The following is a 12,938-nucleotide window of genomic DNA, read 5'->3' on the forward strand; positions in this document are numbered from 1 at the left end:
TTGGGGTGTCGAGTACCGAAGATGAACAGCTGGCGGATTTGAAGGACTGGTGGCAGCGCAACGGCAAGCCTCTGGTCACCGGCGGCCTGTTGGCGCTGGTCATCGTGTTCGGCTGGCAGGCCTGGCACAAGTATCAGAACAATCAATCGCAAGGCGCCTCGATGCTCTATCAGCAATTGCTGGAGACCACGCTGACGCCTGACGGCAAGCCGGATGCAGCCCGTGTTGCAGACCTGGCCGGCAAGCTCAACAGTGAGTTCGGCGGTACTGCCTACGCGCAATACGGCAGCCTGTTCGTCGCCAAGGTGGCGGTCGACACCGGCAAGCTGGACGACGCAGCGACCGAACTCAAAGCCATCGCCGACAAGCCGGCCAACCCGACGCTGGGCGAAATCGCCCGTCAGCGCCTGGCCCAGGTCCTGGCCGCGCAGAACAAGGCTGACGAAGCGCTGAAGCTGCTCGAAGGCGATGCCGACAAGGCATTCCTGGCCACTCGCGAAGAGCTCAAGGGCGACCTGCTGGTCCAATTGGGCCGTACCGACGAAGCCCATGCTGCGTATGAAAAAGCCAAGGCCGCGCTGTCCGATGAAGCGGCGGTCGGTGGCCTACAAATCAAGCTGGACGACCTGGCCAAAGGGGATGCGTGACGTGATCCGTTGGAAACATGCAGCATTGCTGGCTCTGGCCGTTCTGGCCGCGGGTTGCAGCAGCAACAGCAAGAAAGAATTGCCACCTGCCGAACTGGTCGACTTCAAAGAAGAAGTGGTCCTGCAGAAACAGTGGAGCCGTTCGGTCGGTGACGGCCAGGGCGAAACCTACAACATGCTGGTTCCGGCGATCGACGGCAGCACCATCTACGCCGCCGACGTCACTGGCGTGGTAGAGGCACTGGATCGCATGAACGGCGACGTCAAATGGAAACAGGACCTGGAGTTGCCTGTGTCCGGTGCCGTTGGCGTGGGTTACGGCCTGGTCATGATCGGTACCCTCAAGGGCGAAGTGGTCGCTCTGGACGCTTCGAGCGGCGAAGAGAAGTGGCGCGCGCGGGTGACCAGTGAAGTACTGGCTCCGCCGTCCACCAATGGCGATGTGGTGGTGGTCCAGACCCAGGATGACCGTGTGATTGGCCTCGATGCCGCCACCGGCAACCAGATGTGGGTTTACGACAGCACCCCGGCGGTACTGACCCTGCGTGGCACCAGTGCGCCAATCACCACCAACCGCCTGGCGGTCGCCGGTCTGTCGACCGGTAAAGTGGTGGCCCTGGATATCCGCAACGGCGTGCCGGTGTGGGAACAGCGCGTGGCTATTCCGCAAGGTCGTTCCGAGCTGGATCGCGTGGTCGACATCGACGGTGGCCTGCTGTTGTCCGGCGGCACCCTGTATGTCGCCAGCTACCAGGGTCGCGTAGCGGCGCTGGACCTGGAAAGCGGTCGTCCGCTCTGGCAGCGCGATGCTTCCAGCTATGCGGGTGTCGCTCAAGGTTTCGGCAGCGTCTATGTGAGCCTGTCCTCTGGCACCGTCGAAAGCATCGACGAGCGTTCCACCACTGCGCTGTGGAGCAACGACTCGCTGGCCCGCCGTCAACTGTCGGCCCCGGAAGTCTTCTCCAGCTATGTGGCGCTCGGTGACCTGGAAGGTTACCTGCACCTGCTGAGCCAGGTTGACGGTCGCTTCGTTGGCCGTGAGCGTATCGACAGCGATGGTCTGCGTGCGCGTCCGCTGGTAGTGGGCAACATGATTTATGTGTATGGCAACAGCGGCAAACTGGAAGCCCTGACCATCAAGTAATGGTTTGACTATGCTTGGGGTTGATCCCCAAGCGGCCTTGCCCCGGCAAGGTTCGCAGCACGTCACGTGCTGCCCCGAGCACCAGCCGCTGCCTCGCAGCGGCTTTTGTATTTTCTGAATTAACGCAGTGGAGAGCCGCATGGTTCCCGTAATCGCCCTGGTGGGCCGACCGAACGTCGGCAAGTCCACCTTGTTCAACCGCCTGACTCGGACTCGCGACGCCATTGTCGGCGACCTGTCCGGTCTGACCCGTGATCGCCAATACGGTGAGGCCAAGTGGCAAGGGCGTACCTACATTCTGATCGACACCGGCGGTATCTCCGGTGACGAGCATGGCATGGACGAAAAGATGGCCGAGCAGTCGCTGCTGGCCATCGAAGAAGCCGATGTCGTCCTGTTCCTGGTAGATGCCAAGGCCGGTTTCACCGCGGCCGACCAGATGATCGGCGAGCACCTGCGCAAACGTAACAAGACCTCTTACGTGATCGCCAACAAGGTCGACAATATCGACCCTGACATGGCGCGTGCCGAGTTCGCCCCACTGGGCATGGGCGACGCGATCCCGATCGCCGGTGCTCACGGTCGTGGTATCACGCAGATGCTGGAAATCGCCCTGCGCGAGTTCCCGAAAGACGACGCAGACGAGCCGGAAGAGGGGGAGGAAGAAGTCGTAGCCGAAGGCGAGGAAGCCAAGCGCATTCCGGGCCCGAGCGAAAAAGACGGGATCAAGATCGCCATCATTGGTCGGCCGAACGTGGGCAAGTCCACCCTGGTCAACCGCATGCTCGGCGAAGACCGGGTCATCGTCTACGACCAGCCGGGCACCACCCGGGACAGTATCTACATTCCCTTCGAGCGTAACGAAGAGAAGTACACGCTGATCGACACCGCCGGTGTGCGCAAGCGCGGCAAGATCCACGAGGAAGTTGAAAAATTCTCGGTGGTCAAGACCCTGCAGGCGATCAAGGATGCCAACGTGGTGATCTTCGTCATGGACGCCCGCGAAGGCGTGGTGGACCACGACCTGAACCTGCTGGGCTTTGCCCTGGAAGCAGGCCGGGCCCTGGTCATCGCCCTGAACAAATGGGATGGCATGGACCCGCGCGAGCGTGACTATGTGAAGACCGAGCTGGAGCGCCGGCTGTTCTTCGTCGACTTCGCCGACATCCACTTCATTTCGGCGTTGCACGGCACTGGCGTGGGCAACCTCTACCAGTCGGTGCAGAACTCCTTCAAGTCCGCGGTAACCCGCTGGCCGACCAGCCGCCTGACGCAGATCCTCGAAGACGCCGTGAGCGAGCACGCGCCACCGATGGTCAACAACCGTCGCATCAAGCTGCGTTATGCCCACCTGGGTGGCGCCAACCCGCCGCTGATCGTGATCCACGGTAATCAGGTGGAGAAGGTGCCGAAGTCCTATGTGCGCTACCTGGAAAACACCTACCGGCGTGTTCTGAAGCTGGTCGGTACGCCGATCCGCATCGAATTCAAGGGCGGCGAAAACCCGTACGAAGGCAACAAGAACACGCTCACCGACCGTCAGGTCAACAAGAAGCGTCGTTTGATGACACACCACAAAAAGGCCGAGAAGAAGCGCAAAGACAAGCGCTGAGTCACCTGGTAGGAGCCGGCTTGCCGGCGAAGCCCCGGACCCGCTTCAATGCTTCGCCGGCAAGCCGGCTCCTGCAGGATTTGCCTTGGAAAAAGGGCGCCTTTGGCGCCCTTTTTCATGCCTGTGGTTTGGGCTATTCTCGGGACCTCCCCGAGCCGCCGTAGAGCCGGGTGTTCAGCAGGGAATCACCCATGATCACCAGTAAGCTGCCGAATGTCGGCACCACCATCTTCACGCAAATGTCGCAGCTCGCCGTGGAAACCGGCGCGCTGAACCTGTCCCAGGGTTTTCCCGATTTCGATGGCCCGCAGGCCCTGCGCGATGCCGTCGCCCGGCATATCGCCAGCGGCCACAACCAATACGCACCGATGACCGGCCTGCCGGCCTTGCGCCAGCAAGTGGCGGCCAAGATCGCCCGTAGTTATGGCGTGCAGGTGAATGCCGATACCGAGGTAACCATCACTCCGGGCGCCACCCAGGCGATCTTCTGCGCCATCCAGGCAGTGATCCAGCCCGGTGATGAAGTGATCGTCTTCGATCCTTGCTACGACAGCTATGAGCCTTCGGTGGAGCTGGCCGGCGGCCGCAGCGTGCATGTACAGCTTGGCCTGAACGATTTCGCCATCGACTGGCAGAAGCTTGGCGAAGCCCTTAGCCCGCGTACGCGGATGATCATTCTCAATGCCCCGCACAACCCCAGCGGTGCGCTGATCAGCCGTGCCGAACTGGACCAGTTGGCGGCGCTGATTCGCGATCGGGATATCTACCTGGTCAGCGACGAGGTGTACGAGCATCTGGTATTCGACGGCATCCCCCACGTCAGCGTGCTGGCCCATGAGGAGCTGTACCAACGGGCATTTGTGGTCAGTTCCTTTGGCAAGACCTATCACGTGACCGGTTGGAAAACCGGCTACGTGGTCGCTCCGCCGGCCCTGAGCGCGGAGCTGCGCAAGGTGCATCAATATGTCAGCTTCTGCGGCGTGACCCCTTTGCAGTACGCTCTGGCGGACTACATGGCCGAACACCCGGAACATGTCGAAGAGCTACCCGGTTTCTATCAGGCCAAGCGCGACCTGTTCTGCGACCTGCTGGCACCTTCGCGATTCAGCTTTACCCGGGTGGCCGGTACTTACTTCCAACTGGTGGACTACTCGCAGATCCGCCCGGACCTGAATGACGTCGAGATGGCGATCTGGATGACCCGCGAGCACGGTGTCGCGACCATTCCGGTGTCGGTGTTCTACCGCGAGCCACCACAAGGACAGCGTCTGGTAAGGCTATGCTTTGCCAAACGTGAGGAGACGCTGCGTCAGGCAGCGGAGAAGCTATGCGTGATCTGAGTGCTTTGCCCAATCTGAATGTGGCGCTGATCCAGACCTCTCTGGTCTGGCACGACCGCCAGGCCAATCTCGAGCACTTCGAGCTGTTGCTCGAACAGGCCCGGGGCGCTGATCTGATTATCTTGCCGGAAATGTTCACCACCGGATTTTCCATGGAGTCCGAAGCCCTCGCCGAGGCGGAAAACGGTCCGACCAGCAAGTGGCTGCGCAGCCAGGCCGCCAGGCTCGATGCGGTCATCACTGGCAGCGTGATTATCCAGGCCGCCGACGGCAGCCACCGCAACCGCCTGCTGTGGGCTCGCCCTGACGGTGAGGTCTGGCATTACGATAAACGCCATCTGTTCCGCATGGCGGGCGAGCACGATCACTACACGCCAGGCGAGCGTCAGGTGCAATTCGAACTCAAGGGTTGGCGGGTCAGGCCGCTGATCTGCTACGACCTGCGCTTTCCGGTGTGGAGCCGCGATGCCCGGGATACCGACTTGCTGCTGTACACGGCCAACTGGCCGGGGGCGCGGCGTCAGCACTGGAACCGTTTGTTGCCGGCCAGGGCCATCGAAAACCTGTGTTATGTGGCGGCGGTCAATCGGGTCGGCACCGACGGCAAGGGGTTTGCCTACACCGGGGATAGCCAGGTGCTGGATTTCCAGGGCGAGACCCTGCTCAGCGCCGGTGAGGCCGACGGAGTATTCCAGGTCTGCCTGAATGCCGCGGATCTGGCGGCCTATCGCGCGCGCTTTCCAGCCTACCTCGATGCGGATACCTTCGAGTTCACCCAGGCTTAAAGATCTGTCGGGGTGGGCCGTTAAGGGGTAAGAGGATTTTCAGGGAGATTTGTCATGACCACTATCGGTGCCGCGAGCATCAATCCATTCCCGCTGGGGGCCGCGCCGCAAAAGCTTAACATCGCCGAGCAGCAGGCCAGCCCGCTCGAGGTGCAGGACAAGGGCGCTGTCGATGACAGCGACTCGGTGAGTGTCGACATGCAGGAGTACGGTGCCAAGGCCGACTTCAGCTCATCCACCGCTGATATCGTCGCGCAGTTGCAGAAGCAGATCGACCAGACGGAAAAGACCCTGTCCGAGCAGCAGTCGCAATTGTCCGGGGTGCAGAAGGGCCAGGCGAGCGAGGAGCAGAAGGCGCAACAGGCCCTGGAGGTGCAGGCGCAGATCGCGATCACCGCCAACAATCTGCAAGTGTTGCAGGCGGCCTTGCTCCAGGCGCTGACGGCGCGGATCAATACCACCGCCTGAGCGGGGCAATAAATACACAGCCAAAAAAAGCCCCGGATCATCCGGGGCTTTTTTGTCGCCGTAAAACCGTCAGGCGGCTTTGGCGTCCAGCTGGCTCAGGGAGCGGTTCAGCGCGCTGAACAGGGCCTTGAAGCTGGCGGTGGTGATGTTTTCATCGATACCCACACCGTGCACCGCGCGTTCGCCGTTCACGCGCAGTTCGATATAGGCGGCAGCCTTGGCGTTGGTGCCCGCGCCGATGGCATGCTCGTTGTAGTCCATGATTTCCACCGGAACCGGCAAGCCGGCCACCAGGGCTTCCAGGGCGCCATTGCCCTTGCCGCGCCAGTGCAGATTGGTCTCGCCCTGGCCCTTGCCGGACACTTCCACTTCCACGGCGCTGTGGCCGTTTTCTTCCTGCAGGCGATGGCTGACCAGCGCGTACGGGGTGTTGGCCTGCAAGTATTCGCTGTGGAGCAGCGCGTGGATCTGCTGGGCGGTCATCTCCAGACCCAGGCGATCGGTTTCACGCTGTACCACCTGGCTGAACTCGATCTGCATGCGGCGTGGCAAGCTGATGCCGTATTCCTGTTCCAGCAGGTAGGCGATACCGCCTTTGCCCGACTGGCTGTTGACGCGAATCACCGCCTCGTAGCTGCGACCGATGTCGGCCGGGTCGATCGGCAAGTACGGCACTTCCCACAGCGCATCGGATTTCTGCTGGGCGAAGCCCTTGCGGATAGCGTCCTGGTGCGAGCCGGAGAAGGCGGTGTGAACCAGGTCGCCGACATACGGATGACGCGGGTGAACCGGGATCTGGTTGCATTCTTCGACCACTTTGCGCACGCCGTCGATATCGGAGAAATCCAGTTCCGGATCGATGCCCTGGGTGTAGAGGTTCAGGGCTACGGTGACCAGGTCGACGTTGCCGGTGCGTTCGCCGTTGCCGAACAGGCAGCCTTCGACGCGGTCGGCGCCGGCCATCAGGCCCAGCTCGGTGGCGGCTACGCCGGTACCACGGTCGTTGTGGGTGTGCAGGCTGATGATCACGCTGTCACGACGGTTGATGTGGCGACCGAACCATTCGATCTGGTCGGCATAGATGTTCGGCGTGGCGACTTCGACGGTGGCCGGCAGGTTGAGGATCACCTTGTTGGCTGGCGTCGGGTTCCAGACCTCGATCACTGCGTCGCAGACTTCCTTGGCGAACTCCAGCTCAGTGGCGCTGAAGGTCTCTGGCGAGTATTCGAACTGCCATTGGGTTTCCGGCTGCTGGGCGGCATATTTGACGAACAGCTTGGCGGCGTTCACCGCGATCTCTTTCACGCCTTCCTTGTCCTGGTTGAAGACAATGCGGCGGAACGACGGGCTGGTGGCGTTGTACAGGTGGACGATGGCTTTCTTCGCCCCGCGCAACGATTCGAAGGTCCGGGCGATCAGGTCTTCACGGGCCTGGGTCAGTACCTGGATGGTGGTGTCGTCCGGGATGTGGCCGCCTTCGATCAGGGTACGCACGAAGTCGAAGTCGGTCTGCGACGCGGCCGGGAAGGAGGCCTCGATTTCTTTCACGCCGACGGCGACCAGGGTTTTCCAGAAGCGCAGCTTCTTCACCGCATCCATTGGCTCGATCAACGACTGGTTGCCATCACGCAGGTCGGAGCTGCACCAGATCGGCGCGCGGGTGATGGTCTTCGACGGCCAGGTGCGGTCCGGCAAGTTGATGGTCGGGAACGCGCGGTACTTCGAGGAAGGGTCTTTGAGCATGCTCATGGGGAAATCCTTATTGTCCGGGCCGAGAAGAGGCGGCCTGCCGGTGAATCAATGGGTGTGTTGTTTGAAGCAGGGGACGAGGTACCGCGACTCAACCTGGCAGTCGTGCGCTGACGAGGCAGAGGCTTCGGTGTTGACGGCGCTGAATGAGGGTGTGAGAGGTTTTCATGCCTTCAACCCTAACCACTGGGGTGAAAGATGGCAAGCAGTCGAAAAAAATTGAGATAAATCTCTTAAAAATGGTTTTTCGCGAGATTTTATTCTGTCGAGCTTAAGGCTGGCTCGATCTTATTGCGCAGAGTTTTGAACCTGCGCAATCCCTGCGGGAGCCACGGCTCAGGGCTGGAAGGCCCCGATAAAGATCGCCGGATCGACCCGGGCGTCGTTCAGGCTGACGTTCCAGTGCATGTGCGGCCCGGTGGCGCGCCCGGTGGAGCCGACTTTCCCGACCACCCCGCCGCGGGCCAGTTGCTGGCCGACCTTCACGTCGATCTTCGACATATGGCAGAACATGCTGATAAAGCCCTGGCCGTGGTCGACGAATACGGTATTGCCGTTGAAAAAGTAATTGCCGATCAGGATCACCTTGCCGGCCGCCGGCGTCTTGATCGGAGTCCCCGCAGGTACCGCGAAGTCCAGCCCGGCGTGTGGATTGCGCTCCTCACCGTTGAAGAAGCGGCGGACGCCGAACTTGCTCGACAGCGGGCCGCTCACCGGCTTGTCCAGCAGCAGGTTGCTCGGGGTGTTGGGGCTGAAACTGCGGTAAGCGCGGACCTGTTCGGCCAACTCGACGTCGATGCGCTTGAGGTCGGCCGGATCGGGGTTGACCTGGCGTTTGTTCTTCAGCGTGATGTGCTGTTCCGGGTATTTCTTGCTGCCCACACTGAAGTTCAGGCTGCGACCGCCAGCACTGATCTGCTGGGTACCGGGTTTGACGGTCAGGGGGATGCCGACAATCGCCAGCCAGTTGTTCTGTTCCTTGACTACCAGCAGCGGTTTTCCCTGGTAGCTGGCCTTGGGCGCCTGGGCGGCGCTGCCCAGGTCGATCACCGCCACGCCGCCGGGCACCGGTTTGTTCAGCAGGCGCGTGATGTAGCTATCGGCGTAGGCGTTGAAGGTCAGGCACAGCAACAACAAGGAGCTAAGAAAACGCGGCATGGATCAATCCAGTAAAGAAAGGGTGACAGGCGTCAGGTGATTATCCTCGACCCGGACCTGCAGTTCGCCTTCGCCAAGCCGGGCTTTGAGGCGCTGGCCCGGCTGGGTCTGTGCGGCGCTGCGAATGGCCTGGCCGCGTTCGTCCAGCAGGATGCTGTAGCCACGGCCCAGGGTGGCCAGCGGGCTGACCACATGCAGGGTCTGCATCTGGCTTTGCAGTTGCAGGCGACGGGATTTCAGACCTTCGCGCATGGCCCGTGGCAGGCGTTCGGCCAGGCTGTCGAGGCGTTGCCGCAGCAGCGCCAGTTGACGCCCGGGGTGTTGGCCGGCGAGCCGGGTTTCCAGGCGAATCAGGCGCTCGCGGCGGGTATTGAGGCTGCGCTCGAACGCCCGGCGCATACGCATGTCCAGGTCGTCCAGGCGCTGCGCTTGCTGGCGCAGGCGCTCACCTGGGTGACGCAGGCGCCGGGCCATGCCTTCCAGGCGCAGGCGATCACGCAGCAACCGGTCGCGCATGCGCATCACCAGGCGTCGATGCAGGCTTTCGACGCGGTGTTGCAGGTCGCTGGAGTCCGGCGCGAGCAGTTCGGCGGCCGCCGAGGGCGTTGGTGCGCGCACGTCGGCGACGAAGTCGCTGATCGATACGTCGGTTTCATGACCCACGGCGCTGACGATCGGCGTGACACAGGCATCCACCGCCCGGGCCACGGCTTCTTCGTTGAAGCACCAGAGGTCTTCCAGGGAGCCGCCGCCACGGGCCAGGATCAGCGCGTCGAAGCCCCGGGCATCGGCCATTTTCAGGGCGCGGACGATCTGCGCGGTCGCCTCGCGGCCTTGTACGGCGGTAGGGATCAGGGTCAGGGCCACCTGTGGCGCTCGGCGCCGGAACACGCTGATGATGTCGCGAATCACCGCGCCGGTCGGCGAACTGATAATGCCGATGCGCTGCGGATGGGCGGGCAGCGGCACTTTGCGTTCGCTGCTGAACAGGCCTTCGGCGCTGAGCTTTTCTTTCAGCGCATCGAAGGCCAGGCGCAGGGCGCCGTCGCCGGCCGGTTCGACCGTATCGAGGATCAGCTGGTAGTCGCCGCGGCCTTCGAACAGCGAGACCTTGCCGCGCACCTTGACCGCCAGGCCGTCCTTCAGCGCCTGACGCACCCGCGCGGCATTTTGCCGAAACAGCGCGCAGCGCACCTGGGCACCGCTGTCCTTGAGGGTGAAATACACATGGCCGGACGCCGGGCGGGCGAGGTTGGAAATTTCGCCTTCGACCCAGATGTTGCTGAACACGTCTTCCAGCAACACCCGCGCACGGCCGTTGAGCTGGCTGACGGTCAGGACTTCGCGGTCCAGGCCGAGTCTTGCAAAGGGATCTTTAATCATGGGGCGCAGTTTAAAGGCATTCGGCAAACAATCTCCATGGATCGAAACAAAAGGAGACGATGCCTTTGCCGGCCTCGAATACGCCTTTGGCGGTTAAGGCGTGAGAGCGTTGTGGAAGTGTTCGATGAACTGCTTGACCAAGGGTGTCGGATCTTGCCGACAGGCGAGGGCGACCGTGCTCTGGCAGGCCGGGTCCGCCAAGGGCAGGAAGTGCAGGCTGGCGGGCGCGATGTCACGCATCGACTCGGGCAGCAGGGCGATGCCGAATCCAGCCTGGATCAGTTGCAGCTGCGTGGTCTTGCGCGACAGTACCCGTGCCGCCTTGGGGAAAAAGCCCTGGCGCATGCACAGCTCGGCCGACAGGTAACTCAGGCCGCCACGCTGCGGATGGGGAATGGAGATAAAGGCTTCGTCGCGCAGTTGCGCCAGATCCACGCCCTGCTTGGGAGGATCTGCTGCCAGAGGGTGGCCCGGCGGCACGGCCAGCAGCAGGCGTTCGCTGAACAGTGGCGTGATCCGCACGCCCTCGCGCTGGCGCAGTACCGGCAGTCGCAGCAGGCCGATATCCAGCCGGCCTTCGGCGACTTCTTCCAACTGCGCTTCGGAAGACAGGGTGGCGATGTCCATCGAGGCCCCCGGGCACTGCTCCAGGTAACCGCTGATGGCCCGCAGCAGGCGGCCGCTCATGGACACGGTGCTGGAGTGGCTCAGGCGCAATGTTCCCAGTTGCCCATGGCCGACCTGGGTCGCCAGTTCGCTGGCCTTGTTCAGCTCATCGAGCAGGCTGCGGGCGCGCGGGTAGAACGCCTCGCCCGCCGCCGTCAGCCTGGGCAGGCGCGCGGTGCGCTCGAACAGCGGGGTCTTGAGGTGGGTTTCCAGTTCCCTGATCTGCCGGCTGAGGGCGGACTGGGCAATGAACAGGCGTTCGGCGGCGGCGCTGAAACTGCCGCTGTTGGCGATTTCCACGAAGTAGCGCAGTTGGCGGGTTGAAATCACGCGTCATGCCTTTTTGAGATGGGTGGATGGCTTTGATGATATTAGTCGCAAGGCTTGTGGCTGGCTAAAGTCATTCCTTGATTAAAGAAGGAAGGCGAATCGATGAGCATGGTCGAGTTGTTGGGGCAGTGGTCGTGGGGGACGAGTGGCTGGTTGGCGATCGGTCTGGGGATCGCCCTGGCCTATATCGTGTTTGGCATCGCCGGGTTCGGCACGGCGCTGGTGGCGGGGCCGGTGCTGATCCTGTTCATGCCGCTGTCGAAGATAGTCCCACTGCTGGTGCTGCTGGATTTTGTCGCGGCCTTCGGCAATCTTCTGCCGTCGCGGCGGGATGTCGATCGCTCCGAGCTGCTGCGCCTGCTGCCGTGCATGGCGCTGGGCTGCACCCTGGGGGTGATCTTCCTGCTCAACCTCAAGTCCGATGTGTTGCTGCTGTTGATGGGGCTGTTTATCAGCGCTTATGCCGCGTACAGCCTTTGGGTCAAGGCAAGGCCCAAGGCGCTGGCGGCGGGCTGGGCGATTCCCATGGGGACCGTGGGTGGAACGTTCGGCGCGTTGTTCGGCAGCGGCGGCTTTTTATATGCGATCTATCTGAACAGCCGCCTGCCCAAGGATGCGGCGCGGGCCACCCAGAGTGCATTGATCAGTTGCAGCACGGTGGTGCGCCTGAGCCTGTTCGCCATTGCCGGCGTTTATGCGCAACTGCCTTTATTGGTGCTGGCGCTGTGCTTGTTGCCGGCCATGGCCCTGGGCCTGTGGATTGGCCGGCGGCTGACCATGAGATTGTCCCGCGAGGCGTTCGTCCGGCTGGTGACCTGGCTGGTGCTGGCCAGCGGCATGGCCCTGATCGGTCGTTACCTGAGCACTTGACCTGTGGGGTTCAGGGATTAAGCTGCGGGCCCTCGGATTTGCCAGGCACGCTGACTTCTACACTTATTGGTAGGTGTCGGTTTGCTGGCGGTACTGTTCGAGCAGGCGACGCAGACTTCCCTTCAGACGCTTCAGGCCCCATCCATGAACTCGCAAAGCATCATCGTCCCGAAAATCTCCACCATGCCGGTTCACGAACCCCGCGCCCGGGCGATCGTGCGTTGGTTGGTGCGCAAGAACATCGTCGAGGAAGCCTTGAGCACCTGTGGCCGTACCGGCAATCGCATGGCGCATGCGATCGCCCCAGGCGCGCGGGATGTGGTGCTGCACCCGGAGGCCTTGCCCTTCGGTGAACCGGTCAACGGCCTGGAAATCATTACCAAGCGCTGCATCTATACCCCGGCCAAGGGGTTTCTCGAGGAAGCGGGTTGCGCCGAATGCCGCCAGGAAGTGGGGGAGGCGCTGTTCGAGAGCCTGGAGGACTGGATGCCCGGGCGCACCGATAACTTCACCTGCCCCGAGTGCGGGCATGAAGATGACATCAACGGTTTTCTGTTCTTGCAGGAGTGCGGGTTTTCCAACCTCGGTTTCATCTTCAACAACTGGGCCGAAGCCGGGTTCAAGCAGAGTTTTCTCGACGAGTTCGCCGAATGGCTGGATCAGCCGGTGAGCTGGGTGAAGGTGGAGTTGTAAGGCGATTTCGGCAGCCGGTTCCGGGTGGTGAATTCATCATCGGCAGGTGCCATGTCTGCTCGCGAAACAGATGCTGTGTTCTGGCAAATTCCC

General features: G+C 62.2%; 12 protein-coding genes. 8 read left to right on the forward strand and 4 right to left on the reverse strand.

Annotated features, from left to right (window positions below):
* The first annotated feature begins 5 nt into the window (after positions 1-5).
* The 6 genes from AC07PQ_RS18370 to AC07PQ_RS18395 all read left to right on the forward strand — a co-directional run bounded on the left by AC07PQ_RS18370 (position 6) and on the right by AC07PQ_RS18395 (position 5,996).
* The gene (locus tag AC07PQ_RS18370; RefSeq protein WP_007929540.1) at positions 6-647 is read left to right on the forward strand and encodes a tetratricopeptide repeat protein; all 642 of its coding nucleotides are present in this window, start codon (positions 6-8) and stop codon (positions 645-647) included.
* Positions 640-1,791 carry an outer membrane protein assembly factor BamB gene (gene bamB / locus AC07PQ_RS18375; RefSeq protein ID WP_493186160.1) on the forward strand — a complete coding sequence of 384 codons (1,152 nt, stop codon included), beginning with the start codon at positions 640-642 and terminating at the stop codon, positions 1,789-1,791. Before AC07PQ_RS18370 ends, bamB begins: the two co-directional genes overlap by 8 nt.
* Before the next feature lie 139 nt (positions 1,792-1,930).
* On the forward strand, positions 1,931-3,403 hold the full coding sequence (gene der, locus AC07PQ_RS18380; protein ID WP_007929542.1) for a ribosome biogenesis GTPase Der: 1,473 nt from the start codon (positions 1,931-1,933) through the stop codon (positions 3,401-3,403).
* 191 nt (positions 3,404-3,594) lie between these two features.
* Entirely contained in the window at positions 3,595-4,743 is a 1,149-nt protein-coding gene (locus AC07PQ_RS18385; protein ID WP_493186159.1) for a pyridoxal phosphate-dependent aminotransferase, read from the forward strand.
* Positions 4,731-5,528: an amidohydrolase gene (locus AC07PQ_RS18390; protein ID WP_007929544.1), complete on the forward strand. Its 798-nt coding sequence runs from the start codon at positions 4,731-4,733 to the stop codon at positions 5,526-5,528. The genes AC07PQ_RS18385 and AC07PQ_RS18390 overlap by 13 nt, the downstream gene beginning before the upstream one ends.
* A 54-nt stretch (positions 5,529-5,582) precedes the next feature.
* Complete coding sequence (locus tag AC07PQ_RS18395; RefSeq protein ID WP_087090054.1) at positions 5,583-5,996, forward strand: hypothetical protein; 414 nt, start codon at positions 5,583-5,585, stop codon at positions 5,994-5,996.
* A gap of 69 nt (positions 5,997-6,065) precedes the next feature.
* Here AC07PQ_RS18395 and leuA read toward each other — a convergent pair whose 3' ends face one another.
* The 4 genes from leuA to AC07PQ_RS18415 all read right to left on the reverse strand — a co-directional run bounded on the left by leuA (position 6,066) and on the right by AC07PQ_RS18415 (position 11,282).
* A complete protein-coding gene (leuA, locus tag AC07PQ_RS18400; RefSeq protein ID WP_007929549.1) occupies positions 6,066-7,745 on the reverse strand; it encodes a 2-isopropylmalate synthase in 1,680 nt (559 codons plus the stop codon).
* Positions 7,746-8,081: 336 nt separating this feature from the next.
* Positions 8,082-8,903: a peptidoglycan DD-metalloendopeptidase family protein gene (locus tag AC07PQ_RS18405; protein WP_493186158.1), complete on the reverse strand. Its 822-nt coding sequence runs from the start codon at positions 8,901-8,903 to the stop codon at positions 8,082-8,084.
* 3 nt (positions 8,904-8,906) lie between these two features.
* Positions 8,907-10,286, reverse strand: a complete 1,380-nt coding sequence (xseA, locus tag AC07PQ_RS18410) for an exodeoxyribonuclease VII large subunit (protein ID WP_087090058.1) — start codon at positions 10,284-10,286, stop codon at positions 8,907-8,909.
* A gap of 93 nt (positions 10,287-10,379) precedes the next feature.
* Positions 10,380-11,282, reverse strand: coding sequence for a LysR family transcriptional regulator (locus tag AC07PQ_RS18415; protein WP_493186157.1), 903 nt, complete (start codon positions 11,280-11,282; stop codon positions 10,380-10,382).
* A 102-nt stretch (positions 11,283-11,384) separates the two neighbouring features.
* On the opposite strand from AC07PQ_RS18415, the gene AC07PQ_RS18420 reads away from it, so the two are divergent.
* Together AC07PQ_RS18420 and AC07PQ_RS18425 are read left to right on the forward strand one after the other, a co-directional pair.
* A complete protein-coding gene (locus AC07PQ_RS18420) occupies positions 11,385-12,152 on the forward strand; it encodes a sulfite exporter TauE/SafE family protein (RefSeq protein WP_007929557.1) in 768 nt (255 codons plus the stop codon).
* A gap of 144 nt (positions 12,153-12,296) precedes the next feature.
* On the forward strand, positions 12,297-12,845 hold the full coding sequence (locus AC07PQ_RS18425; protein WP_007929559.1) for a hypothetical protein: 549 nt from the start codon (positions 12,297-12,299) through the stop codon (positions 12,843-12,845).
* Positions 12,846-12,938 lie beyond the last annotated feature (93 nt).

The organism is Pseudomonas sp. GW821-FHT09E12 (genome assembly GCF_059416085.1).

What these genes read in the sequence shown, in the direction of transcription:
- bamB (WP_493186160.1), top strand. Translation starts at nt 640, where the DNA reads ATGCGTGACGTGATCCGTTGGAAACATGCAGCATTGCTGGCTCTGGCC.
- der (WP_007929542.1), top strand. Translation starts at nt 1,931, where the DNA reads ATGGTTCCCGTAATCGCCCTGGTGGGCCGACCGAACGTCGGCAAGTCC.
- AC07PQ_RS18385 (WP_493186159.1), top strand. Translation starts at nt 3,595, where the DNA reads ATGATCACCAGTAAGCTGCCGAATGTCGGCACCACCATCTTCACGCAA.
- AC07PQ_RS18390 (WP_007929544.1), top strand. Translation starts at nt 4,731, where the DNA reads ATGCGTGATCTGAGTGCTTTGCCCAATCTGAATGTGGCGCTGATCCAG.
- AC07PQ_RS18395 (WP_087090054.1), top strand. Translation starts at nt 5,583, where the DNA reads ATGACCACTATCGGTGCCGCGAGCATCAATCCATTCCCGCTGGGGGCC.
- leuA (WP_007929549.1), bottom strand. Translation starts at nt 7,745, where the DNA reads ATGAGCATGCTCAAAGACCCTTCCTCGAAGTACCGCGCGTTCCCGACC.
- AC07PQ_RS18405 (WP_493186158.1), bottom strand. Translation starts at nt 8,903, where the DNA reads ATGCCGCGTTTTCTTAGCTCCTTGTTGTTGCTGTGCCTGACCTTCAAC.
- xseA (WP_087090058.1), bottom strand. Translation starts at nt 10,286, where the DNA reads ATGATTAAAGATCCCTTTGCAAGACTCGGCCTGGACCGCGAAGTCCTG.
- AC07PQ_RS18420 (WP_007929557.1), top strand. Translation starts at nt 11,385, where the DNA reads ATGAGCATGGTCGAGTTGTTGGGGCAGTGGTCGTGGGGGACGAGTGGC.
- AC07PQ_RS18425 (WP_007929559.1), top strand. Translation starts at nt 12,297, where the DNA reads ATGAACTCGCAAAGCATCATCGTCCCGAAAATCTCCACCATGCCGGTT.